Source organism: Sporolactobacillus caesalpiniae, assembly GCF_040513385.1.
Classification (GTDB): Bacteria; Bacillota; Bacilli; order Bacillales; family Sporolactobacillaceae; genus Sporolactobacillus.
In genome coordinates this window covers 251,935-275,743 of sequence record NZ_JBEVCB010000006.1, presented here as the reverse complement: position 1 = coordinate 275,743, position 23,809 = coordinate 251,935, and the positions used below count along the sequence as shown (strand labels likewise).

General features: G+C 44.7%; 25 protein-coding genes and 1 riboswitch. Of the genes, 24 read left to right on the top strand and 1 reads right to left on the bottom strand.

Annotated features, from left to right (window positions below; genetic code table 11):
- Window positions 1–31: 31 nt before the first annotated feature.
- From der to ABWW58_RS13515, 24 genes are all read left to right on the top strand, one after another.
- Window positions 32–1,348, top strand: coding sequence for a ribosome biogenesis GTPase Der (gene der, locus ABWW58_RS13630; protein ID WP_093669013.1), 1,317 nt, complete (start codon window positions 32–34; stop codon window positions 1,346–1,348).
- 16 nt (window positions 1,349–1,364) lie between these two features.
- Window positions 1,365–1,967, top strand: coding sequence for a glycerol-3-phosphate 1-O-acyltransferase PlsY (gene plsY, locus ABWW58_RS13625; RefSeq protein ID WP_353869632.1), 603 nt, complete (start codon window positions 1,365–1,367; stop codon window positions 1,965–1,967).
- Window positions 1,968–2,014: 47 nt separating this feature from the next.
- Window positions 2,015–3,061 carry an NAD(P)H-dependent glycerol-3-phosphate dehydrogenase gene (locus ABWW58_RS13620; protein ID WP_353869631.1) on the top strand — a complete coding sequence of 349 codons (1,047 nt, stop codon included), beginning with the start codon at window positions 2,015–2,017 and terminating at the stop codon, window positions 3,059–3,061.
- Window positions 3,062–3,129: 68 nt separating this feature from the next.
- Entirely contained in the window at window positions 3,130–3,393 is a 264-nt protein-coding gene (locus ABWW58_RS13615; RefSeq protein WP_353869630.1) for a stage VI sporulation protein F, read from the top strand.
- Between the two features lie 339 nt (window positions 3,394–3,732).
- Complete coding sequence (gene spoIVA, locus ABWW58_RS13610; RefSeq protein ID WP_353869629.1) at window positions 3,733–5,220, top strand: stage IV sporulation protein A; 1,488 nt, start codon at window positions 3,733–3,735, stop codon at window positions 5,218–5,220.
- A gap of 310 nt (window positions 5,221–5,530) precedes the next feature.
- Window positions 5,531–5,803 carry a non-specific DNA-binding protein Hbs gene (hbs, locus tag ABWW58_RS13605; protein WP_093669023.1) on the top strand — a complete coding sequence of 91 codons (273 nt, stop codon included), beginning with the start codon at window positions 5,531–5,533 and terminating at the stop codon, window positions 5,801–5,803.
- Window positions 5,804–6,067: 264 nt separating this feature from the next.
- Complete coding sequence (gene folE / locus ABWW58_RS13600; RefSeq protein ID WP_093669025.1) at window positions 6,068–6,631, top strand: GTP cyclohydrolase I FolE; 564 nt, start codon at window positions 6,068–6,070, stop codon at window positions 6,629–6,631.
- A 27-nt stretch (window positions 6,632–6,658) separates the two neighbouring features.
- Window positions 6,659–6,889, top strand: coding sequence for a trp RNA-binding attenuation protein MtrB (mtrB, locus tag ABWW58_RS13595; RefSeq protein ID WP_093669027.1), 231 nt, complete (start codon window positions 6,659–6,661; stop codon window positions 6,887–6,889).
- A gap of 61 nt (window positions 6,890–6,950) precedes the next feature.
- Window positions 6,951–7,730: a heptaprenyl diphosphate synthase component 1 gene (locus ABWW58_RS13590; RefSeq protein WP_353869628.1), complete on the top strand. Its 780-nt coding sequence runs from the start codon at window positions 6,951–6,953 to the stop codon at window positions 7,728–7,730.
- A 5-nt stretch (window positions 7,731–7,735) separates the two neighbouring features.
- Window positions 7,736–8,476, top strand: coding sequence for a demethylmenaquinone methyltransferase (locus ABWW58_RS13585; RefSeq protein WP_353869724.1), 741 nt, complete (start codon window positions 7,736–7,738; stop codon window positions 8,474–8,476).
- Window positions 8,477–8,507: 31 nt separating this feature from the next.
- Window positions 8,508–9,476 (top strand): polyprenyl synthetase family protein, encoded by a 969-nt coding sequence (locus ABWW58_RS13580; RefSeq protein ID WP_353869627.1) that lies wholly within the window; start codon window positions 8,508–8,510, stop codon window positions 9,474–9,476.
- Window positions 9,477–9,517: 41 nt separating this feature from the next.
- On the top strand, window positions 9,518–9,940 hold the full coding sequence (gene ndk / locus ABWW58_RS13575) for a nucleoside-diphosphate kinase (protein WP_353869626.1): 423 nt from the start codon (window positions 9,518–9,520) through the stop codon (window positions 9,938–9,940).
- Between the two features lie 32 nt (window positions 9,941–9,972).
- Window positions 9,973–10,764, top strand: a complete 792-nt coding sequence (locus ABWW58_RS13570; protein ID WP_353869625.1) for a CheR family methyltransferase — start codon at window positions 9,973–9,975, stop codon at window positions 10,762–10,764.
- A gap of 302 nt (window positions 10,765–11,066) precedes the next feature.
- Window positions 11,067–12,092: an anthranilate phosphoribosyltransferase gene (trpD, locus tag ABWW58_RS13565; protein WP_353869624.1), complete on the top strand. Its 1,026-nt coding sequence runs from the start codon at window positions 11,067–11,069 to the stop codon at window positions 12,090–12,092.
- Window positions 12,085–12,882, top strand: a complete 798-nt coding sequence (gene trpC / locus ABWW58_RS13560) for an indole-3-glycerol phosphate synthase TrpC (RefSeq protein WP_353869623.1) — start codon at window positions 12,085–12,087, stop codon at window positions 12,880–12,882. Before trpD ends, trpC begins: the two co-directional genes overlap by 8 nt.
- Window positions 12,866–13,516: a phosphoribosylanthranilate isomerase gene (locus ABWW58_RS13555; RefSeq protein WP_353869622.1), complete on the top strand. Its 651-nt coding sequence runs from the start codon at window positions 12,866–12,868 to the stop codon at window positions 13,514–13,516. The genes trpC and ABWW58_RS13555 overlap by 17 nt, the downstream gene beginning before the upstream one ends.
- The gene (trpB, locus tag ABWW58_RS13550; RefSeq protein WP_353869621.1) at window positions 13,509–14,753 is read left to right on the top strand and encodes a tryptophan synthase subunit beta; all 1,245 of its coding nucleotides are present in this window, start codon (window positions 13,509–13,511) and stop codon (window positions 14,751–14,753) included. Before ABWW58_RS13555 ends, trpB begins: the two co-directional genes overlap by 8 nt.
- The gene (gene trpA / locus ABWW58_RS13545; protein WP_353869620.1) at window positions 14,734–15,549 is read left to right on the top strand and encodes a tryptophan synthase subunit alpha; all 816 of its coding nucleotides are present in this window, start codon (window positions 14,734–14,736) and stop codon (window positions 15,547–15,549) included. Before trpB ends, trpA begins: the two co-directional genes overlap by 20 nt.
- Window positions 15,550–15,738: 189 nt before the next feature.
- Window positions 15,739–16,995, top strand: coding sequence for a tetratricopeptide repeat protein (locus ABWW58_RS13540; RefSeq protein ID WP_353869619.1), 1,257 nt, complete (start codon window positions 15,739–15,741; stop codon window positions 16,993–16,995).
- Window positions 16,996–17,058: 63 nt separating this feature from the next.
- On the top strand, window positions 17,059–17,616 hold the full coding sequence (locus tag ABWW58_RS13535; protein ID WP_177184562.1) for a YpiB family protein: 558 nt from the start codon (window positions 17,059–17,061) through the stop codon (window positions 17,614–17,616).
- 90 nt (window positions 17,617–17,706) lie between these two features.
- On the top strand, window positions 17,707–18,492 hold the full coding sequence (locus ABWW58_RS13530) for a sporulation protein YpjB (RefSeq protein ID WP_353869618.1): 786 nt from the start codon (window positions 17,707–17,709) through the stop codon (window positions 18,490–18,492).
- A gap of 188 nt (window positions 18,493–18,680) precedes the next feature.
- Window positions 18,681–19,361, top strand: coding sequence for a zinc metallopeptidase (locus ABWW58_RS13525; protein WP_093669667.1), 681 nt, complete (start codon window positions 18,681–18,683; stop codon window positions 19,359–19,361).
- Between the two features lie 205 nt (window positions 19,362–19,566).
- A riboswitch (PreQ1 riboswitch) is annotated at window positions 19,567–19,615 on the top strand.
- Between the two features lie 9 nt (window positions 19,616–19,624).
- Entirely contained in the window at window positions 19,625–20,113 is a 489-nt protein-coding gene (locus ABWW58_RS13520; RefSeq protein ID WP_353869617.1) for a QueT transporter family protein, read from the top strand.
- A gap of 286 nt (window positions 20,114–20,399) precedes the next feature.
- The gene (locus tag ABWW58_RS13515) at window positions 20,400–21,827 is read left to right on the top strand and encodes an IS5 family transposase (protein ID WP_353869616.1); all 1,428 of its coding nucleotides are present in this window, start codon (window positions 20,400–20,402) and stop codon (window positions 21,825–21,827) included.
- A gap of 731 nt (window positions 21,828–22,558) precedes the next feature.
- Here ABWW58_RS13515 and ABWW58_RS13510 read toward each other — a convergent pair.
- Complete coding sequence (locus ABWW58_RS13510) at window positions 22,559–23,695, bottom strand: IS110 family RNA-guided transposase (RefSeq protein WP_353867341.1); 1,137 nt, start codon at window positions 23,693–23,695, stop codon at window positions 22,559–22,561.
- Window positions 23,696–23,809: the final 114 nt, after the last annotated feature.

Below are 23,809 nucleotides of genomic sequence, written 5' to 3'. Positions count from 1 at the left end.
CATTGAAATGAGTATTTAAAGGAGGACCATTATGTCTAAACCCACAATCGCTATTGTTGGCCGCCCGAATGTCGGTAAATCGACACTTTTTAACCGTATTGTTGGAGGTCGTATGGCCATTGTCGAGGATAAACCGGGAGTAACTCGCGACCGATTATATGGAAACGGGTCATGGCTGACACATGAGTTTCATGTTATTGACACGGGAGGTATTGAACTTGGTGATGAACCGCTCTTGGCGCAGATGCGTGCCCAGGCCGAAATTGCTGTTGACGAATCTGATGTGATTTTATTTCTTGTCGACGGCAAAACAGGATTAACAGATGCGGATGAAATCGTCGCTCAGCTCTTGAGACGATCAAAGAAACCGGTTGTCCTAGCTGTCAATAAATTAGATAATTTCGAACAAAGGCAACAGATGTACGAATTCTATTCAGTTGGTCTTGGTGACCCGTACGCGATTTCATGCGCGCACGGACAAGGTATCGGTGACTTGTTAGATGCTGTCGTTGCGAAGTTCCCATCTGCAGAAATGAATCCAGAAGATGACGGCGCGATACGATTTGCCTTAATCGGTCGTCCAAACGTTGGAAAATCATCACTCGTAAATAAAATTCTCGGCAAGGAACGCGTAATTGTTAGTGACATAGCCGGCACTACGCGTGATGCCATTGATTCGCCTTTTACAAGGGACGGACAGAATTATGTGATCGTTGATACTGCAGGTATACGCAGGCGCGGACGTGTTTATGAAAAAACGGAGAAATACAGCGTACTGCGCGCGCAGCGTTCGATCGAAGAATCCGATGTCGTTCTTGTTTTAATCAATGGTGAAGAAGGCATCATTGAACAGGATAAGAAAATCGCCGGATATGCACATGATGCCGGTCGAGCAATCGTCATTGTTGTCAACAAATGGGATGCTGTTGAAAAGGACGGCAAGACCATGGACAAGTTCAAAAAGAAAATTCGTGAGCAGTTTCAATTTATTGATTACGCGCCAATTGTTTTTCTTTCTGCGTTAACGGGAAGTCGAGTCGACCAGATTCTCCCCGTCATTCAACAAGTGGCTGAAAACCACAGTTTACGTGTGCAGACAAGTCTGCTCAATGATTGTATTATGGATACAGTGGCGATGACACCGCCTCCTTCAGATAAAGGAAAAAGGCTTAAAATTTACTATGCAACTCAAGTGTCCGTTCGACCACCGGTATTTGTTCTGTTTGTTAATGATCCGGAGCTTCTGCATTTTTCCTATGTGAGGCACATTGATAATCGTTTGCGTGAAACCTTTGGCTTCGTTGGTACACCGATTAAAATTTTGTCACGCAAGAAGAATGAAAAGTAAAGGGGATGTTTGAATCATGATGATCGCGCTTTCAATCATTGTTTCATACCTTATTGGATCAATCAGCTTCAGCTATTTAATTACTAAAAAAATAAAAAAAATTGATATTCGAAAAACCGGGAGCGGAAACGCCGGAGCAACAAACACGATGCGTGTTCTTGGAACTGGACCTGCGATAGGCGTACTGCTTCTCGATGTATTAAAGGGAATCGTTTGTGTATTGATTGCCAGAGCATTGGGGTTGCCTGATTGGGCAGTTGCTCTGTCTGGATTCGCATCAATTATTGGACACGACTTTCCTGTGTATTTTGGATTTAAAGGCGGCAAAGGGGTAGCCACAACCATTGGTGTATTCTTTATGATTATGCCGTTGTATGCATTGATCGCCGGTATTTTGACCATTTTAATCATCGCTGCCACACGGTTTGTCTCTTTGGGATCCCTGTTTTTTCTAATTGCCACTCCTGTTCTCGGATGGATTTTTAGTGATTATTCTTCAGGAGTACTGGTTGCGTCTTTTCTGATCTTGCTTCTGGCATTCTATCAGCATCGGGCAAATATTGTTCGTCTGATTCACGGCAATGAAAACAAGCTCGGTCATAAGAAGGCTCAGGCTTAAGGATTATCTGAGGTTCACTGATAACTTTAAATCAAGGAGGCAGAGTGATGAAGAAAATAGCGGTTTTGGGTGCGGGAAGCTGGGGTACAGCGCTTTCAATGGTTTTGGCGGATAACGGGTATGCGGTTTCACTCTGGAGTCATAGGAAAGAGCAGGCAGAAGAAATTCTGAATCAACATACCAATCACAAGTATCTCCCTGATGTCACTTTGTCAAGTCATATACAAGGTACTAATGAATTGAGTGAAGCACTTGATCAGGCGTCCGCCATACTGCTTGTTGTGCCGGCAAAAGCAATGCGAAGTGTTTTGAAACAAATAAAAGACCAACTTAAGCAGCCGATGTTGTTCATACATGGAGTAAAGGGAATTGAGCCGGGCTCATTCAAACGGATGTCTGAAGTCATTGAGGAGGAGATTCCTGCATCCCTTCGAACGGCGGTCGTTGTTCTTTCCGGACCCAGCCACGCAGAAGAAGTATCGCTCAGACATCCGACAACAGTTGCGGTTGCCTCATCAGATCTCGAAGCCGCGAGAAAGGCACAGGATCTCTTTTTCAATCACTATTTCCGTGTGTACACGAACGAGGACACAGTTGGTGTTGAAATTGGCGGAGCGCTTAAAAATATTATCGCACTTGGCGCAGGTATGCTGGACGGACTGGGCTATGGTGATAATGCAAAAGCCGCTTTAATCACACGTGGACTCGCTGAAATTTCGCGGCTTGGAACGAAAATGGGTGCTCATCCGTTGACATTTATCGGATTAACTGGAATGGGTGACTTGATCGTCACGTGTACGAGCGTCCACAGTAGGAACTGGAGAGCGGGCAATATGCTTGGAAAAGGCAAGAAGCTTGATGCTGTATTACAACAGATGGGTATGGTTGTAGAGGGTGTCCGTACTACGGAGGCTGCACATGCTTTAGCTCAAAAAATGAAGATCGAAATGCCTATCACCACTGCCATATATCAGGTGCTGTTTGATGGAAAGCATCCGAAAACGGCTGTTGATGAACTAATGGATCGTGATAAAAAGGATGAAATTGCGCCTTTGACCCATAGTCTTGCTGAACAAATCGCGCGTGAAAAATAAGGATGGCTGGCACAATGCTCCTTTTCCCGCATACCATGTAAGGAAGGCAGGGTAAAGGAGGACGCTCATTGGATTACACTAATCCTTTTTTTGATAACATTGAAAAGAAGACGAACGTGAAGAAAGAGGATATCCTTGAGATAGCCAACTCAGTATCAAACGCTGACTTTAGCGATCCCAAAGTTGTTAAAGAGCTTATTGCTCGCATTGGTGGCACGGCCGGTGTACCTGTTTCAAAGGAAAAGGAAGAGGCAATTGTAAAGGCCATTACCTCGGGGAATATGCCGAGCAGCTTCTCGTCTCTGTCAAAAATTTTCGGCCCAAAACATTAGAGTATTGGGCCGTCGTCAGCGGCAAACGAAGAGGCAATAGCATAATGTATAGGTGCGTCAATCATTTTGCAAGAGCGTTAAAGGCGTGGAGGGATTTAGTCGTGTGGGGAGAAAACGTTACAGTTTTCTCCCCATTTTTTATCTACTATAGGCATAAAAAATGAATTGGACAATAGTTTAGTATGGATAGGCGGCAGATTTATAAAGCTGCCGGTTCAATCTGAATACATTACTTCGGACGGTTCCATTTTTATTGGAATAATCAATGGACAAAGTCATATGTTTAGAACGACAGACAAGGTAGTTTAGTGCAGAAGGAGGAGCGGGAGGGTGCCAACTTTGGAAAAACTTGAACGAGTGGACATTTTCAAGGACATTGCTGAACGAACAGGCGGGGATATTTACTTAGGTGTAGTCGGAGCCGTCCGAACCGGAAAGTCGACATTTATTAAGAAATTCATGGAACTTGTTGTACTGCCGAATATCGAAGATGAGGCTGATCGTGTACGCGCGAAAGATGAATTGCCTCAGAGTGCAGCGGGCAAACAGATTATGACAACCGAACCCAAATTTATTCCAAATCACGCAGTGAAAGTGACTGTGGAAGAAGGACTTGATGTTAACATTCGGGTCGTTGATTGTGTTGGTTATGCAGTGAAAAGCGCAAAAGGATTTGAAGATGAAAACGGTCCGCGCATGGTGCATACACCTTGGTATGATGAACCGATTCCGTTTCAGGAAGCGGCAGAAATCGGAACACGTAAAGTTATTCAGGAACATTCCACTCTAGGTGTGGTTGTTACGACAGACGGTTCGATCGGCGAAATTGGCCGCGACGATTACGTAGAGGCGGAGGAGCGGATTGTTGATGAACTGAAAGAGGTTGGAAAGCCGTTCATTTTAATCATCAACTCAACGCATCCGTATCATCCGGAAACTGAGGCGCTGCGTAAAGAGCTGTCCGAAAAATACGACATTCCCGTCCTTGCTCAAAGCGTCGAGAACATGACGGAACACGACATCAACAACATTTTACGCGAAGCATTGTTTGAATTCCCGGTTCTTGAGGTGAATGTGAATCTGCCTAGTTGGGTCATGGTTCTGAAAGATGAGCACTGGCTGCGTAAAAGTTACGAGGACGCCGTTAAAGAAACAGTAAAAGATATTAAACGTCTCCGTGATGTCGACCGTGTTGTCGGTTCTTTTGGCCAATATGATTTCATTGAGAACGCTCAGCTCTCAGGTATTGAAATGGGCAAGGGAACGGCCGAAATAGACTTGTTCGCCCCGGATAACCTCTATGATCAAGTGCTTAAAGAGGTTGTCGGAGTCGAGATTCGCGGCAAGGACCATCTGCTTCAACTGATGCAGGAGTTCGCTCATGCCAAGCGTGAATACGATCAGGTTGCCGACGCGCTGCAAATGGTGAAGCAAACCGGTTACGGCATCGCAGCACCTTCAATCAGTGACATGAGTCTTGATGAGCCCGAAATCATTAAACAAGGGTCACGCTTCGGTGTGCGACTCAAAGCGGTTGCTCCGTCGATCCATATGATCAAAGTAGACGTACAGTCTGAGTTTGCGCCGATCATCGGCACGGAGAAGCAGAGCGAAGAACTGGTTCGCTACCTCATGCAGGACTTCGAGGATGATCCGCTATCAATCTGGAACTCTGATATATTCGGACGCTCTTTGAACTCAATTGTACGGGAAGGTATCTCAGCGAAGCTGGCATTAATGCCTGAGAACGCGCGCTACAAATTAAAAGAAACCTTGGAGCGGATCATTAATGAGGGCTCAGGCGGTTTAATCGCGATCATTCTGTAATTGTTCGTCATTTGTTGAACGAAGCTTTAGATCCCTCAGGGGGTCTTTTTTCTTTCTACATAGAATTTGAATGCGCAACTGCTTAGGTATCCACAAGACTTTTAATGCCATTTGATGGATTGATGGTGTATCATGAATAAATTGAAAAATATTGGAAGTTAATTTGCCGAAAAACGATTAAAAAGCCGCAGATATGGCAATATTTTTATAAAAGCTGTTGAATTCTTCCATCACATCGTATATGATAAGCGTTGTTGATGTTTCATCCAGCACAAAAAGGGAGTTATTCCTTTTTAAGGAGGTGAAAGTGTTGAATAAGACTGAATTGATTACTGCGGTTGCAGAATCTGCTGAACTTTCTAAAAAAGATGCTACAAAAGCTGTTGATTCTGTCCTGTCAACGATTGCCGATGCTTTGAAAGGCGGGAGCAAGGTTCAATTGATCGGATTTGGCAATTTTGAAGTTCGTGAACGCTCTGCTCGCAAAGGCCGCAATCCTCAAACGGGGGAAGAAATCGAAATTAGTGCAAGCAAGGTACCGGCGTTCAAACCGGGTAAAGCATTGAAAGAAGCCGTCCAATGATCTGAATTGATACATAGGACGTACGTTCGAAGGAGTCATCCGTCTTGGATGGCTCCTTTTGATTCAGAAAAGGATTAATTTATGGCGGTATTAATGACTTTCCTTTATTTTTATGGTTGCCTATGCTAGAATTTTTTACTAGGGCAACTAACGTTTACATAGGACTCAGGAATAATGCGCCGTTTCCATGGCAACAGATCCGGCAAAGTGCGGCGCGACTATGATTTGTTTATGCGGGAAGGATAAATTGGGAGGCTGCATTAAGTGAATGTGGATCATGAAAAGATAGAAAAAGCGGTTCGAATGATACTTGAAGCGATCGGAGAAGATCCTGATCGGGAAGGGCTTTTGGAGACACCGCAACGTGTGGCACGTATGTATGAAGAAATTTTTCAAGGAATGCAGCAGGATCCGAAAGAATACTTGTCGAAAATTTTTAACGAAGCACACGAAGAACTTGTTCTTGTTAAGGACATTCCATTTTATTCTATGTGTGAGCATCATTTAGTCCCTTTTTTCGGGAAAGCTCATGTGGGGTACATACCAAGAGGCGGTCGTGTGACCGGACTCAGTAAATTAGCTCGGGCAGTTGAAGTGGTTGCGAAAAGACCGCAGCTTCAAGAGCGGTTGACTACGGAAGTGGCAGACAGCATTGTGGAAACTTTAAAGCCATACGGCGTCATCGTTGTTGTCGAGGCTGAACACATGTGCATGACAATGCGCGGCGTTAAAAAACCGGGATCGAGAACCATCACTTCGGCGGTGCGCGGCGTTTTCCAAAAAGATTCAACAGCACGAGCAGAAGCGATGTCGTTAATAAATCATTAATTTAGATTGGAAAGCGAGGAATGGTTCATGGAACTTAAAAGCGAAGAAGTATTAGGCGATTATTTTGTCATTAAAGCCGAAGAAGACGGAGTGAATGTCATCGGTCTGACTCGAGGAGCTGAAACACGTTTTTTTCATACGGAAAAATTAGATAAAGGTGAAGTGATGATCGCGCAATTCACAGAGCATACCTCAGCGATTAAAGTTCACGGAAAGGCAACTATTCAGACAAAGCACGGCACAATTACATCCGAATGACGCATCGCTTCATCTCCTACCGACGTTTTATTTTCATTATTTGCATAGGAGGCCGACGGTATTGGCGTTAAATGAAGAATTGGAGTTGGTGTATCATCAGCTTCGGAGCGAATTGAACCACACATATGTCCAGACCATTTTGCCTGAACCGACGATTGATCGGGACAAACTCGCTATTTACTATTTATTGTTTCGCCATCAAGAAACAAAAGAAAGTGCGGCTGCTTGCGCAAAGAGCGTGATGGTTGCAGAAATCGGATTGAACACGCATGAGTCGATGACGATAGAGAAACAAGTAGATAAAGATTTGATTAAGAAAAGACAGTTGACGGTACTGTCCGGTGATTTCTACAGTGCCCTGTACTATTATTCGCTCGCGCGTCAATCGAAATTAGAAGTCGTAAAATGGGTGGCACAAGCTATTCAGAGTTTCAATGTGCGTAAATGCTCGTTCTTTTATTCGACATCTCATCTGGGATGGGCCGAGATCATTGAATCCGTGAAGAAAATTGAGAGCGCTCTAGTGGAAAAAATTGCCTGCCAATTGGGATTAATACATGCGATTCCATTACTAAATGACTTTTTCCTGATAAAAAGGTTAATCTTTGAAAAGAAAAGTCAAGCGGAGTTGGGACAACTGAGTTACTTTTCACAAAAGCTCGTTGACGGTGTGGAAAACGTTTCGGATAAATTAGATCAAGAAATTAAGCATAAGGTCGCGTGTCTGTCTATGGCACTGGATCAGTCGGCAGAGCATTCAGGGATGTTTCCACAAGTTGTGAACTATTTGCACGCTCGCTTAATAATGCTGGCTGAAGGGTTTGAAGAAAGGACTTATTAATTATGATGGACCAGGAAGAGAAACACGAAAAAGTGCATCGCGTCTTTCAAAAAATCTACAAGAAATATGACGCGATGAATTCATTGATCAGTTTCAATCGTCACAAATCTTGGCGGCGACAAGCGGATCAAATCGTTTCGGCGAAACAAGGAGACAAAGTAATTGACGTATGTTGCGGAACCGGAGATTGGACATTATCGCTTGCAGAAGCTGTTGGTCCCCAAGGAAGGGTCGTCGGTCTTGACTTTAGTGATAACATGCTGAAAATTGCTCAGGTGAAACTAGAAGCGAGTCAGCTCGAGAACGTCACGCTTGTAAATGGAGATGCAATGGAGCTTCCCTATGAAGATGACTCATTTGATCGTGCGACGATTGGATTTGGATTAAGAAATGTTCCCGATTATTTAACTGTCTTAAAAGAAATAAATCGTGTTCTGCGACCAGGGGGAACGCTTGTCTGTCTTGAAACATCACAGACTAAAATACCTGTATACCGACAGCTATACTTCATCTATTTTCGCCTTATCATGCCGCTTCTGGGAAAGTTATTCGCCGGCAGCTACAAAGAATACGCTTGGCTGAATGAATCTGCAGCAAAGTTTCCCGATCAAAAGAAACTGACTCAACTCTTTTTGGACGCTCACTTTGAAGACATCTTGGTCCGTTCATTAATGGGAGGAATCGCTGCCATACATCGTGGAACGAAACCGCTAGATGATAAATCTGCGACGGTTGATCGGAAATAACGCGTGTTCGTGTTAACGAAAGGTGAAAGAGATGACCCTGTCAAGAATCTACATGGAACAAAAGAAGAATTTAAAAATAGTTGAAAAGCAGCTGGAATCAGTGCTTTGGGCACCGCACCCCATTCTTAATGAGGCGTCTCTTGACCTGCTTAAAGCAGGAGGCAAGAGAATTCGACCATTGTTGACTCTACTTTGTGCTCAATATGGTGATCCCTCGCGCAAAGCTGTGATTGATTCAGCGGTGATGCTGGAATTGATTCATATGGCTTCGCTTGTTCATGATGATGTGGTTGATGATTCGAATCTGCGGCGAGGGAAGCCAACGGTTAAAGCACAGTGGGACAATAGAGTTGCCATGTACAGCGGCGATTTTATCTTTGCTAAGGCGATCGAACTTATCTCAGACCTTGAGGATCATGAAATTCATCGAAGTATATCACGAGTCATTCGTGACTTGAGTCTAGGCGAAATTGATCAGATCAAAGAGTTGTATAATTGGAAACAGAACCTGCGTGTTTATTTGAGAAGAATTAAGCGCAAAACAGCTTTGCTCATGGCGCTTAGTTGTCAGATAGGGGCTCTTGCTGCTGGCTGTCCCTCAAAGGTGGGAATAAAGCTCTATTATTTTGGCTATTATTTGGGTATGAGCTATCAAATTACCGATGATATTCTTGACTTCGTTGGTACGAATAAACAGCTGGGCAAACCTGCCGGGGGCGATTTGAGAAATGGGAATATTACACTGCCTACATTTTTTGCTCTAAATAAATATGGAATGCGTAATGCCATTCGTAATGTATTAGAGAGCAGCAATACCGATCAGGAACAATGGGATACAGTTATTCAGGAGATTCGTGATTCAGGCGCGATTCAGGATTCAGAGCGGCTCAGTGACAACTATTTGCGCAAGAGCAGAGAAATCCTAGATCAATTGCCGCAACTTAGCACGGCGCGCTCATTAAAAGAAATTGCGGATTATATTGGTACGAGAAACTACTAATCGAGTAAGATGTCTAAATGACTATAGGGAGGCCGATGAAGATGGAGCGAACATTCTTGATGATTAAGCCGGATGCTGTTAGGCGAGGATTGATTGGAAGTATCATTGCGCGTTTTGAAGCGAAGGGGTTTAAGATGATTGCCGGCAAACTCATGATCATTTCCGATGAGCTGGTCAAGAAACATTATTTTGAACATGAGGGACGCCCTTATTACAACGACTTAACAACTTTTATGACCTCAGGCCCCGTATTTGCTATGGTTTGGGAAGGCGACGACATTATTAAACTCTCACGATTTATGATGGGTTCAACCGATCCCGAAAAAGCGACTCCCGGAACCATTCGAGGAGATTACGCGACACGTATGAATCGAAATGTCATTCATGGGTCGGACTCAGCGGAGAATGCGGCGCGAGAAATTCGCCTTTTCTTTGAAGAAGAAGAATTTGTAAGCAATAAATAAGTAATGGACAAATAGATGAGGAGAACTAGTTAATGAGCGGAACAATCGAACAGGACTATGAACAATTTAAACGGTTGTTTTTCCAACTCACGGGTATCAATTTGTCTTTGTATAAAGAGGAGCAGATGAAGCGCCGACTCAATTCGCTTCGCATGAGGAGAGAAATTCCTACATTTGTTGACTATGCTCATCGGTTAAAAGAAGATAAAGCGCTGCTTGATGAAATTTTAAGTAGAATGACCATCAATGTAACCGAATTCTTTCGAAATCGTCCAAGGTGGACTATTCTTGAAGGCAAAATTCAAGAAATTGCTTCATCCGGCAGGCAGTTAAAGATCTGGAGTGCGGCATGTTCGACCGGGGAAGAGCCTTATTCATTAGCGATTTTATTGAGTAAATACTTGCCCAACATGAATTTTTCCATTGTCGCAACTGATATTGATCGCAACGTTTTGGAGAAGGCAAGTGAAGGTGCCTACCTGGAGAAAGCGATTCAGATGTTGACTCCGGACGAACGGCGGCATTTTTCAAAGAAAGGGTTTCTTTACTATGTGAATCCGAATTTGAAACAGACGATACACTTTAAGCAGCATGATTTGCTGCTTGATCCGATTCCGGGAAAATTTGATTTGATTGTCTGCCGCAATGTGCTGATCTATTTCACGGAAGAAGGAAAGAAGACGATATATATGAAATTAAGCGACGCATTGAGAGTAAACGGTGTTCTGTTTGTCGGGAGTACAGAACAAATTTTTAACGCTTCTACATTTCATTTGCGATCAACTGAGACCTTTTTCTATGAAAAAATGGAAGACGAGCGCTAGATTATTTCCAACGGGATAACTATGGTTGACAAGAACAATAGAGTTGACTATGATGAGTATACATTACGAGGCAAAGAATTGTTTTGAGATCGGATTGCGCCAAAGGGCGCGATCGGTCAGAGTTTTCAAGATGAGAGAAGAGAATGAGCAAAGTTGAGAAGAGCTGAGGGTTTTCCACACTGATGGCCACTACACCCACAGGACTTCCTGTGGGTTTTATTGTTGATTTATTTTCTATAAATCAACAATCCCCTCTCTTAGCACTCACACCCGCTCATTCCTCAAAAAGAGGAGTGGAGCCCATGTTTAAAGAAACATTAACGGATTTAGTTGAAGGTAAGAAGCTTTCTGAATCAGAAGCCGGATTAATGATGGATGTAATCATGGAGGGGAAGGCGACGTCAAGCCAAATCGCAAGCTATTTAACCCTTCTAAGTATGAGAGGTGAGACGATTGAAGAATTGGCGGGATCCGTGCGCAGCATGCGCGCGCATGCTAAAGCGCTTCACTATCATCACCCCGTACTTGATATAGTTGGTACCGGTGGAGACAAAACAGCGACCTTTAATATTTCAACAGCCGCGGCGCTTGTTCTTTCCTCACTCGGTATTCACGTGGCGAAACATGGTAATCGTTCGGTATCGTCAACCAGTGGTGCGGCAGACGCGTTGGAGGCATTAGGTGTTAGTATTCAATCAACTCCTGATTCCGCTTGCCGACTGCTTGATCAAACCCATATGTGTTTCCTATTTGCACCACTTTATCACGCCTCAATGAAATATGCCATCGAGCCGCGTAAAGCGCTCGGATTTCGAACGATATTTAATCAACTTGGCCCTTTGACTAACCCTGCCGGAGCCGAGCGTCAGCTTCTCGGCGTGTACAGTCGACCACTTGCCGAACATTATGCACAGGCAATTGTTACGCTTGGCACAGAACGGACACTTGTCGTAACCGGTGAGGATGGTATGGATGAACTGACAATAGCCGGACGTACGGACGCTTTTATGATAGAAAACGGTACAATCCAAACGTTCTCGCTGACACCTGAAGCGGTCGGTCTTACGACTGGCAGTCTAAAAGAGATTCAAGTCAAAAATCCGCACGAAAGTGCCTTATTAATTGAATCTGTACTATCAGGCGGTCAGGAAAATCAAACGGCGGTTGGCGCTGTTCTGCTAAATGCAGGCGCCGGGTTGTACGTGGCCGGCAGAACGAACTCTATTGCGGAAGGTGTCCATGAGGCACGTGAGGCGATACGATCCGGAGCAGCACTTGATCAGCTTAACTTGATGCGCAGAGAGACAAAGGTAGCCGCCCATGCCTAAATCCTTTCTTGACCGCATTCTGCAGACAAAGACAGAAGAGTTGGCTATGTTCACAATGCCTGACAGAGTTTGTGAACAGCAGGATCATTATTCATTGAAGAAGGCATTGCGAAACGCAAATCATGAGTTGGGTTTAATTGCTGAGGTGAAACAGGCATCACCATCTAAAGGTGTTTTCGCTCCCCGAATTATTCCTGCGCGCGTTGCCAAAGCATATGCGCGAGCGGGGGCTGACGCGATTAGCGTGCTTACCGATCGCACCTATTTTCACGGTTCGACAGAGCATTTGAGAGAAGTTAGGGGCAGCGTTCAATTGCCAATCTTGCGCAAAGATTTCATCATTGACGAGCGACAGATCGAAGAAGCTGACCGTTGCGGCGCGGATGCGATTCTGCTCATTGCCGCTGCACTTGATCCGCTAAAATTACATGAATTCTATTTGGCAGCGCAAGACCGTGGACTTGAGTCTCTAGTCGAGGTGCATTGCGTTGAAGAGCTGGAACGCATTCTTCGGATGTTCACACCGGAAATCATCGGGATTAACAATCGGAACTTAAAAACTTTTGAAACGAGTCTTTCTGTTACAGAAACAGTCGCGAAAGTTGTACCTAATGAGGTGGTGCTAGTGAGCGAATCCGGCGTGCACAAAGCACAGGATGTTTGCTTTCTGCGGGATCAAGGTGCAACTGCCGCGCTTGTAGGCGAGGCGTTGATTTGTTCCGGCTCACCTGAACAGAAGATTTGCGAATTATTTGGTGAGGTCGTGAAAAGCAATGCGTCCTTTACTTAAATTCTGTGGCAATCATTCATTTGAAGACTTGCAATTAACTGCTAGCAGTCGGGCAGATTTTATTGGACTTATTTTCACAGAAAAGAGCAAAAGAACGGTTTCAGCAAGGGAAGTCTCATGTTGGCTTAAACAACTTGGACCGATTAGCGGAAAAAAATTGGTTGGTGTGTTCGTCGATGATTCACTTAGATTTATAGAAACCGTACATGAAATGGTGCCATTCGATCTTGTTCAACTCCATGGCAGCGAGTCCCCCGAACAAGTTAAGAAGATAAAAAAGTCACTCGGCGTGCCAGTCTGGAAGGCACTTCATCATGATGACAAGACTCTAAGGCAGATGCATCAGTATGATGGACTGGCGGATGGATTTGTTATTGATACTAAAGCAAGCGGACAATTCGGCGGTACAGGAATTTCTTTTGACTGGACAAATATCTCAGACTATACGCGTGAGGCTGAGCGTCAAAATGTTCCATGTTTCATTGCAGGTGGCGTAACGCCTGAAAATATTTCTAGGTTGCTCAGTCTTCATCCAATTGGTATTGATATAGCTTCCGGTATCGAACGTACGCTTCACAAGGACAGGGAATGTATTCAAAAAATAGAAGAAAAGGTGTGGGTGAATTGTGATTAGGCAGCCTCAACTGGAAGATAAATTTAGAACAGATGAACGTGGCCGTTATGGAGAATTTGGCGGACAGTATGTTCCTGAGACTTTGATGCATGCAGTTTTGGAATTGGAAAAAGGATTTAAAGAAGCGATTAGTGATCCTTCCTTTTTACAAGAATATCATCGCATTCTTCAGGACTATTCAGGCAGACCGACACCGGTGACTTTTTGTGAGCGGCTCAGCAATCAGTTACGCGGAGCTCGAATTTATTTGAAGCGTGAGGACCTGAATCACACGGGAGCGCATAAAATTAACAACGCGGTAGGTCAGGCTTTACTGGCACGCAGAATGGGCAAACGGAAGATCATTGCGGAAACTGGTGCGGGCCAACACGGCGTTGCTTCGGCGACCGTTGCCGCATATTTCGGAATGCCGTGTAAAGTGTTCATGGGTGCGGTTGATGTGGAGCGTCAGGCGCTGAATGTATTCCGAATGAAGCTGCTGGGTGCTGAAGTCGTACCGGTCCATTCAGGAAATGGTACATTAAAAGATGCAGTCAACGAGGTGCTGCGCTATTGGGCGGCAAATAGTGAGGACACAGCTTATATCGACGGTTCGGTGGTTGGACCGCATCCTTACCCGATGATCGTTCGTGATTTCCAGCGAATTATTGGTGACGAAGCACGAGAACAGATGTTGCAGAAGGTAGGGAAGTTACCCGATGCCGCATTCGCCTGTGTCGGAGGCGGAAGTAATGCAATGGGTCTGTTTACTGCTTTTCTTAAGGATCCGGTTCGCTTATTTGGTGCCGAGGCAGGAGGCAAGGGCGTTGCCACCAATGATCATGCCGCGACGTTAACCAAGGGAAGTGTCGGTATTGTGCACGGTATGAAAACGTTCCTGCTTCAGGATCGAAACGGACAGATAACCGAACCTTATTCCATTTCAGCTGGATTGGACTATCCTGGGATTGGTCCGGAACATGCATTTCTATCTGAATCCGGACGCGCGGCTTATGAGGCGATTACCGACAACGAGGCGGTTGACGCACTGATCACATTATCAAGGCTGGAAGGCATACTGCCCGCTTTGGAAAGTGCGCATGGGCTTGCACTTGCAATGAAAAAAGCGAAGTCCATGAGCCCGGAGCAAAATGTGCTTGTCTGTCTATCCGGCCGAGGTGATAAGGATGTAAACACCATACTGCGTGTTATGGATGAGCGAAACGGAGGAAAAGTAAATGACAACGAGGATGAATGAATATGTGAACAAGGATAGAGGCATGATGTTTATTCCCTTTATCACTGCCGGTGATCCGAATAATGAGGTGACGATTGAACTGGCACTGATGTTGCAATCCATCGGGGCGAATGCACTTGAACTGGGCATCCCATATTCTGACCCATTGGCTGATGGTCCGGTGATTCAAAGCGCATCCAAGAGAGCATTAAGCCATGGCGAGACCATTTCAGAAGCGATGAATCTCGTAAAAACCATGCGCCAAAAAGGTTTGAACATTCCGGTCATTATTTTCACCTATGCTAATGTTCTGTCACAACTCGGATTGGAAGCTTTCTTTAAAAAGGCGGAGGCTGACGAAATTGACGGTTTGCTTATTCCCGACCTGCCTTATGAGGAAAGTCGTGCGCTTGCCGAGTCGTGCCGCAAGCGTGACATCAGCTTGATTTCACTTGTCGCGCCGACGACTTCTGACCGCAGACTTAGACTGATTTGCAGGGACGCGCAGGGATTCATCTATTGTGTCTCATCACTCGGCGTCACCGGTGTGCGCAAGACGTTCCACCCAGATGTTTTCTCATTTCTCAAGCGTGTGCGAAAAGTAACCGATCTACCAATAGCTGTTGGTTTCGGCATTTCATCCTCCGAACAGGTTGATCAACTGGAAGATTACGCGGATGGTTTTATTGTGGGAAGCGCCATCGTCTCCGAAATTGGACAGAGGTCGAATCAATTGTCTGATCCGCTTCAACGTCCCGCGGCCATCAATGAGATTCGGCAAAAACTATGTCAATGTCTGCTTGCACCTATCGGCTAATTACAAATAAATGCGATTTGATAATGCCTCTTCTGTTTTCTTCAGAAAGAGGCTTTTGTCTTGCACAAAATTTGTATCCTTTATTCAATCGCTCTCCCGTGGCTGTTCCTCCTTGAAGTTGACGCCTAAGTTGATTATGATGGCTAGAGTGGATATACGTACGGATTTTTGGAGGAGGAATAACATAAAATGCACACTTTAGAAACAGCGAGCGCCTTAATAGGAAGCGGACAGACAGAAGAGGGTCTTAGACAGCTTCACGAATTGATTATGGACGGTGACGATCAAACACAGTTTGGCGCAGCGTCTGTTTACCAGCAGTTCGGGTTTTTAGATGATGCTCAAAAAGTGTATGAACGATTGATCAAACAGTATCCGGATGATAGTGAGCTTATCCTGCAGCTATCCGAATTGCTGATTGACAAAAATGAGGAATCAAATGCGATCCAGTATTTGCAACGGATTCATCCCTTGGATGAAAATTATTTGAGCGCACAGGTGATGATGGCTGATTTGTATCAGATAGAAGGATTGGACGAAGTAGCCGAGCATAAGCTTCTTGGCGCGCTCAAACTTGCACCGCATCAGCCTATTCTGATTCTCGCACTCGGTGAGCTGTATCTGTCTGTCGGTCAGGCGGGCAAGGCTGTTGATTGCCTAATGCAGGTAAAAGACAATCCTGAATTTGCTGCTCAGAATGTTCACTTGAAGCTAGCAGAGGCGCTCAGCCTAAGCGGCAGCTTCGAAGCATCCATAAAAGAATATGAGCTGGGTTTGAAACAAGAAGAAACCCTTGACGGACTATATGGTTATGCGGTAACGGCAATGCGTATCCATGAGCCGCGTAAAGCTATTAAAGCGTTGGAGAAGTTAAAAGCAATGGATCCTGGCTATAGTACTCTTTACAATGTACTCGCAGAAGCTTACGAGCATGAGGGCGAGTATGAAAAAGCAATGGAAGCTGTGCTGGCGGGCATTGAGCAAGATGAATATAATGAACGGCTATTTGAGACTGCGGGAGTACTCGCAGCAAAGATGCATCAAAATGAGAAAGCGGCTGAGTACTTCACGAAGTGTCTCAACCAAAATCCTGAAAATATGGAGGCATTGACTCATCTGGTTGAACTTAAGGCGCAGGCGGAAGATTATGATGCGGTAATTGATCTGCTTGCCCCTCTTAAAATCGATGATCCGATGTTAATTTGGTTTCTTGCCACTGCATATAATCAAACAGATGAATTGACAAAGGCGGCGAATCTATATCAGGCTTGTTACCAAGCATTTTCAGTCAATCCCGATTTTCTCCAAGAGTATGGTGAATTTCTGAGAGAAACCGGAAGGATGAAGGAAGGACTGAGTGTATTGGAACAGGCAGCACAATTAAGTCCGGAAAATCAAGATCTTGTCGCATTTGTTGAACGAATAAAGCAGGATGAACGAGAATGAATGGCGAATGTAATTATTAAGAAAAGCGATGAATGCGAATGTTTGCGAGGAGGGGACAGCAGAATGGAACAGATGGTGTCAAATGTGCAGAAGAAAATATTTCTTCGTTGGATTTTAGATCGTCATCTGCTGGCTAACCGGGAAATAATTTGGCTGCTTCATTATCTGATGAGCAATGACCAGCTATTAGGTATGATCCATATTGTTGACGATGTGGTAGGGGTGAACCGTTTGATAACAATCACTTCGCCTGAACAAGAAGGACATATTTTTCGTTATGTTAAAGCGACCGTAGAAACGAATGATCCCGAGAAAGCGTTCCATGATTTGCGTATGAATCAGCAGGAGGATGTCTATCTTGAATTGAACATTGAGGCTGTACGCCGTTCCCCAATCTATTTTTCAGTTCTAGAGGAGAACCCAAACAGTTCCGTAGATGTCCATGAAAGATATGGAAGAATGGCGGAACGAGCAGCGGGAGAAGCGGAACGGATATTCATTGTTGATCAATTGAGTAAGGGGATTAACAATGCACTAGACAATGGCGATAAGGAACAATTTTATTTGCTGTCGAAGCAGTTAAATGAAGTGCGGAGAAATCAATCAAAAAAAACAGAATGAGAACAGATGATCAATGGCTTATAGCGAAGCGGTCTACTCTTGTCCTTCCACTCATATAGTTTCATCAAGGAGTTAAAGGGAGGACAAGCGATGAAAGCGAAGCTGTTTGCCATATTTATTTGCTTCATTCTTTTCTTAGGGTTTCCCGAGCATGGTCACGCTGAAGAAAGCCAGGAAGTGATGAAAGATCATATGGAGGTCTTGGTAGACCTGTCTGACCGCGTTTTTCAATATGCCGATGCGAACCAAGATGCCGCAGCCGCCAGTCTGTTAAATGAACTGAGTAAAAAATGGAACGCATCGACGCAAGCGTATTCAGAAAAAGACCAGCATGTGATCAGCACCGCGATGATTAAGCTGAGACTTTTGATCAATTCAGGAGATAATCAACGTGAAATTACAAATGCCGCTGTGTCTCTACGATTAAGTTTCGACGCTCTGACAACAGAGGGACAACCTATGTGGAAAGATCTGCACTCAGAGGTGCTTGCCCCCGTTTCTAAAATGAAAACGGCGTTACAAAATAAAGATAATGAGCGTTTTCAATATTTGCTCAATGACTTTCTTGATGAATATGCGGTTATTTATCCTGCGCTAGTTATTGATGGACAGTCAGACACGGTAAATTTAGTGAATAAACGCATCAGCGCTTTTTCTGATAGTCGTTTAAAAGATGTAAAAGCGAATGCAAGGATTCGCCAATTAAATGCTATTCAGTACGCATTGAATCAGGTGTTCCGTCAATCGACGAACACTCGAGAAGAAAGCATGATGGTACTTGTGGCAATTATTAGCGGAATTGTCGTATGTGTGCTTGTCTATGCATCATGGCGACGTTTTGTTGGGGAACGGATGATGGGAGAACGCGTCAGGTAATGAATGAGTGGCGAATTTTTGACAAACTCGGAAAGTTTGACTAAAATTGACTATAATGACATTTGTTCAAGGAAGAACGCTTCGATTACGACTGTGCGGGAACTGCTTGAATCAAGCGGATTAAGCATCTGATGGTGTTTTTCAATCGCGATGAACAAATTCAAATGATCAGTTTTGGAGGAATGAGCATGATTCAATACCTGATTTATCTGGGCATTTTAATGCTGATCCCTGTATGGGCACAAATGCGTGTCCGTTCGACGTATTCAAAGTACTCCGAAGTTGGTAACTCAACGGGTATGACAGGTGCTCAGACTGCAAGAAAAATTTTGGATGCGAACGGTCTTTATGACGTGACGGTTAAAGAGGTGGCGGGTTCCTTAACCGATCATTATGATCCCCGTGATAAATCGGTGAATTTGTCCACAGACATATACCATGGGGCTTCGATCGCAGGAACTGCGGTGTCTGCGCATGAGGTGGGGCACGCAATTCAGGATGCAAGGGATTACACGTTTATGCGGGTTCGGAGCGCACTTGTACCGGTTGCCAATCTTGGATCGAATCTTTCCTACATTCTCATTCTTGCCGGCGTGTTTTTGGGCATGATGCAGCTTGCCTCGCTTGGCGTTATTTTTTTCGCTGCGGCTGTACTCTTCCAGTTAGTAACGCTGCCTGTTGAGTTTGATGCTTCCGGTCGGGCTTTGAAACAAATCGTTTCACTGGGCATTGTTCAGGAAAGCGAAGAAAAGCAGGCGAAAAAAGTCCTTTCAGCAGCTGCTATGACTTATGTTGCCGCAGCTTTAGTTTCCGTGATGGAATTGATTCGATTTATATTAATGATTACAATGTCCAATCGTGAAGAATAACAAAAATAGTATATGAATAACGTGGAGCCGATCTCTAGCATCATAGAGATCGGCTTCTTTTATTCGTATAAAAGTCGCAAACATCTAAATCGTTCGAGGGCAGGCAGCAAATGTGCAAGCAACATCTTCCAGATTCCAAAAGGCATTATCCACAATCAATTGACAAATGCTTGTTTTATATTACAATGAAATAGTTTGAGCGGCAGCTCACGTGGTTCGAAACCATCCCACGTTTATCAAAAAACTAAGGAGGCGTCTATTAAATGAAGACGATTAAAATGCTAGCGATCAATGCAATTATAGCAGCGCTGTATATTGTGCTTACTTTCTTTCTGCAGCCGATCAGTTTTTCAACTGTTCAGTTCAGAATTGCGGAAATGTTAAACCATCTCATTGTGTTTAATAAAAAATATTTTTGGGGGATCATCTGCGGGGTGTTCATCGGCAACTTATTTTTTTCTCCGCTCCTCCCATATGATCTTATTTTTGGTACCGGGCAGTCTGTCTTGGCACTTTTGATCACAATCTTTGCTTCTAAATATGTGAAGTCGATATGGGCGCGGATGCTGATTAATACCAGCATCTTTACAGTATCTATGTGTTTTATCGCGTGGGAGCTGGCCATTGTGTTCCACACGCCATTCCTGTGGACATGGCTGACCGTTGCGATTGGCGAATGTGCGGTCATGCTTGTAGGCGCTCCGATCATGTATGCGATCAACCGGCGCGTTTCTTTTGGAAAATTGATTTGAATTCATTAAAAAGGTTGGCTAAGCCAAGCCTTTTTAACAGGTAAAGAAAGTTTATCGTTTTGCCTTGCCGGTACGACGATATGGTCATAAGATTCGGATGGACGATTAGGTAAGCCGCCCAATCTAAGAAATAAACGGAAAAAATCCGCTTATTTAGTGGATACTGAATAATTATAAAAGTTTTATATTTAAAACATTAATACCCTATTTATTGTATAATAAATGCATGGGATAATACGCTGTGATGCGATTTTCTGTGCATTTTTTAATAGATGGGGTGCTTGGAATGGTTTATCGGACAAAAACGGTTCAACTTTCAATTGAGTCTTTCGGTCAGGAACTGGGTGTCTCCTTAAGCCCGGAAAATAAATGGGTTCAGCTCGCGGATCAGTTGCCGTGGACCCAGATGGAGGATGTTTATCGTGTCGTTTTTCCATCTCCACTTGGCCGAGCAGGCAAACCCTTTCGGCTTCTTTTTGGCGCCCAGCTCATTAAGCAATCCACAGGCCTTTCTGATGCTGATTTGGTCACGGCCATTCGGGATACGCCCGCTTATCAGTACTTCATCGGTTGTCCCACATACGTGGTCAGCCGACCCTTTGACCCTTCTGCCCTCACGCATTTTCGGAAACGGATCGCCCCCATCAGCACCCAGTTGCGCCAAATCATGGGCGTTTGGTGTAAAGACCGACTTCAAGACAGCCTGGGTGACGAACAGAAGACGATGATCCTTGATGCCACGGTCACGCCGGTCAACATCCGCTTTCCACAAGACTACTCGCTACTCAACCAAGCCCGCACCTTCCTTGAAAAAATGATTACGGAACTGGCTCATCAGCTCCACGTCCCCATTCCACGGACGTACAAACGAGAAGCCCATAAAGCCTATGTCACCTTCACCAAGAAGCCCCATCGCACAGCTAAGGAAACACGCCACCAAGTCAAAGCACAACTGCAATACGTGCGACGTGACTTGCGTTATGTCGATGAGTTGCGCGCAAAAGGCGGTGAAATGACCGAGAAACAAAGCAGCCGATTGACCACAATCCAGCAGCTGTTTACGCAACAGGAGTTCATGTATCGAAATAAGACACATCGAGTGGATCACCGGATTGTCAGTCTGTCCCAGCCATACGTGCGCCCAATCAAGCGGGGCAAGGCGAAACAAAACACGGAGTTTGGTCCGAAAATCGATGCCTCGATTCAAGATGGCATCATCGAAATCGAACGTGTTGATTTCAACGCATTTAATGAAAGTACCGACTTCCAAAAGGCCATTGAGCGCTATAAAGAACAGCACGATCATTACCCCGACGAAGTGTTGGCCGACAAACTGTATCGCAATCGTGAAAACATTGCGTTTGCCAAAGAGCGAGGCATTACGATTATAGGCCCTAAACTCGGACGCAAGCCCAAGAACGTTGATGAAAAGCAACGACGCGCCGACAACGCAGCAGCACGAGACGCTGAGAATCGTCGAGGGGAAATTGAACGTCGTTTTGCTTTTATCAAGCAAAAGTGCGGTCTTGGTTTAGTGCGCGCCAAAACCGCTGAAACGATTGCGGTCACCATTGATATGGGGATCACGATGGCGAACATCGATACGGTACTACGCTTTTTTTCTTTTGCCCTTTTACTCGTCGTACAAATCAAGGATACATACCTAACCATTAGCTATAAATCATGCGAAGGTGCCGAATTTTTACCAGCCTAATTCAGCATCCACTATTTAGAAAATGAAAGAAAAAATGGCTTAAATAGACGGAAAAATTACCCTTATTTACCTGTGAAACAAGTACCATGATGCAAATAGCCGGAAGATCTCCGCTTATTTTATTTCGGCCACGTTACTTAATCAAGGATCAAAATGATTTATTAGAAAACTTGGCGAAGGCGAAGACTTAGTTGCGCTTACACTGATATGAACAAAACTGTCAATACCCCCACTACATTGGATTGGATCAGCTGTTTTATTCCAACTTTAAGAAGAGAAGCTCTTGGGCTTCTTTTTTTCTTTCAACTCCATCACTCCACTGCGTCTCTTTTGAATTCACCTTCTCTTTTTATGAACGAATGCTTTCTAGAACGATTCGAGCGCACGGCTCGAAGGCAAAAATCTCTTCGCCGATGAGTATACTGATATCCGTGGGTTTTCACATTTTATCGTTCCGTCTCAGGATCTGTCACGAACTCGTTTCGTGCATTCACTTCAATTCAAGCGAGCACATGTGTAAGTCGTGCGTTATCCCTTACGGTTTTCATCTTTGCCTTCCAGCCCTATTCTCAAGTCCTTCTCTTCTTTTATTTTATTTTTTCTACAACGAAACAAGATACGAGCACCCTTTGACAGGGAGAGGTGGGCGTGGTAGGCTGGGAAGCCGTGCAAAACTCAAGCTGGCCACCTTTTGCGGGAAAACAGCGCCCACAGAGGCTCCCTGTCAAAGGTCATGCAGTGCGCTCCTCATTGAGAGTGACCGTTTTCGGTTCGTCAAGCTGTTGCGTGAGTGCCCAAACAAACCCAGCGAGTTCCCGTGCGATCGCCGTCACTACTTTGCCTGCTTCCTTACCTCTTCCCATTAAACGGAAATACTTTGTGTGCAAGCGCGTCTGTGCTTTCCAAGCAATGCCTAAAAGCTGTGGCGGTTGATTTTCTTGACGCTTTTTCAAAGCACCCTTAACGGCCGGCTGATAACGATAACTCCATGCAGATTCAATGAGCAGCCGTCGAACATGACGATTGCCTGTTTTTGTGATTTTCCCCTGTCGCCGGGACTCGCCACTCGAGTGCTCGCTAGGGATGAGCCCGGTATAAGCCATGAACTGTCGCGCAGTCTGAAATCTCTGAAATGATCCTATTTCCGCTACAAGGCTTGTGGCTGTGATGGTTGAAATGCCACGAAAAACTTGAAGCGCCTGAATCATCGACGCATGGTGTCCTTCTTTTGCTTGACGCTCAATTTCCTTTTCTAAACGATTTAAGCGAAGTTCAATGTCTTTGAGTGTGTGCAAGTATTCCTGAAAAACTACCAAAGAGGCGCTTTTCTCGAACGAAAGTTTATCGAGCCAATCTTTGTACGCTCGGGTCCACTTTCGTACTCCACTAGGTTCTTTGATTTCGTTCCGCAAAAGAAACTTCGTAAGCCGATGCTTCGCGCGCAATTCATCTTCTTTGACATCTTCCCGTGCACGGACGAGATCACGGAGTGCTTCATCGTCTTCACTGGGAACATAAATAGGGGTGAGTTCGCCTGCTCGATATAATTTTGCCAGCTGCAGAGCATCACGTCGATCTGTTTTGACACGATTACCCGGCTTTTGCGGAATCAGGGACGGAGCAATGACTTCGCAATAAATATCCATCGCCTTGAGTAAACGATAAAGGCCATATCCGGTGGGTCCGGCCTCGTAGCAGACACGCAACTGGCTCGGATCCCCTAATCGGCTCATTTGTTTCCGAATCGCTTCTGGTCGATAAGGAATCATCGCGATGTACTGGGGCTGGTTTCTTCCTTCTTCGGCAACCGCAACCGCTATTTTTTCCTTAGAGACGTCTAAACCTACATATTTTGTGTTATCATTCATAGTGCTAGCTCCCTTTCGTATGATGGCTCTGTTTGAGGATTTGAAAGTCTCTTTCATTTTTCCCCATTTAATCCACGATTCTACAATCAAGGGGGCTAGTTTTGTTCATGATAA

Coding starts and splice junctions, on each gene's coding strand:
- der (WP_093669013.1), top strand. CDS start 32: ATGTCTAAACCCACAATCGCTATTGTTGGCCGCCCGAATGTCGGTAAA.
- plsY (WP_353869632.1), top strand. CDS start 1,365: ATGATGATCGCGCTTTCAATCATTGTTTCATACCTTATTGGATCAATC.
- ABWW58_RS13620 (WP_353869631.1), top strand. CDS start 2,015: ATGAAGAAAATAGCGGTTTTGGGTGCGGGAAGCTGGGGTACAGCGCTT.
- mtrB (WP_093669027.1), top strand. CDS start 6,659: ATGGAACTTAAAAGCGAAGAAGTATTAGGCGATTATTTTGTCATTAAA.
- ABWW58_RS13585 (WP_353869724.1), top strand. CDS start 7,736: ATGGACCAGGAAGAGAAACACGAAAAAGTGCATCGCGTCTTTCAAAAA.
- ABWW58_RS13580 (WP_353869627.1), top strand. CDS start 8,508: ATGACCCTGTCAAGAATCTACATGGAACAAAAGAAGAATTTAAAAATA.
- ndk (WP_353869626.1), top strand. CDS start 9,518: ATGGAGCGAACATTCTTGATGATTAAGCCGGATGCTGTTAGGCGAGGA.
- ABWW58_RS13570 (WP_353869625.1), top strand. CDS start 9,973: ATGAGCGGAACAATCGAACAGGACTATGAACAATTTAAACGGTTGTTT.
- trpD (WP_353869624.1), top strand. CDS start 11,067: ATGTTTAAAGAAACATTAACGGATTTAGTTGAAGGTAAGAAGCTTTCT.
- trpC (WP_353869623.1), top strand. CDS start 12,085: ATGCCTAAATCCTTTCTTGACCGCATTCTGCAGACAAAGACAGAAGAG.
- ABWW58_RS13555 (WP_353869622.1), top strand. CDS start 12,866: ATGCGTCCTTTACTTAAATTCTGTGGCAATCATTCATTTGAAGACTTG.
- trpA (WP_353869620.1), top strand. CDS start 14,734: ATGACAACGAGGATGAATGAATATGTGAACAAGGATAGAGGCATGATG.
- ABWW58_RS13540 (WP_353869619.1), top strand. CDS start 15,739: ATGCACACTTTAGAAACAGCGAGCGCCTTAATAGGAAGCGGACAGACA.
- ABWW58_RS13535 (WP_177184562.1), top strand. CDS start 17,059: ATGGAACAGATGGTGTCAAATGTGCAGAAGAAAATATTTCTTCGTTGG.
- ABWW58_RS13530 (WP_353869618.1), top strand. CDS start 17,707: ATGAAAGCGAAGCTGTTTGCCATATTTATTTGCTTCATTCTTTTCTTA.
- ABWW58_RS13525 (WP_093669667.1), top strand. CDS start 18,681: ATGATTCAATACCTGATTTATCTGGGCATTTTAATGCTGATCCCTGTA.
- ABWW58_RS13520 (WP_353869617.1), top strand. CDS start 19,625: ATGAAGACGATTAAAATGCTAGCGATCAATGCAATTATAGCAGCGCTG.
- ABWW58_RS13515 (WP_353869616.1), top strand. CDS start 20,400: ATGGTTTATCGGACAAAAACGGTTCAACTTTCAATTGAGTCTTTCGGT.
- ABWW58_RS13510 (WP_353867341.1), bottom strand. CDS start 23,695: ATGAATGATAACACAAAATATGTAGGTTTAGACGTCTCTAAGGAAAAA.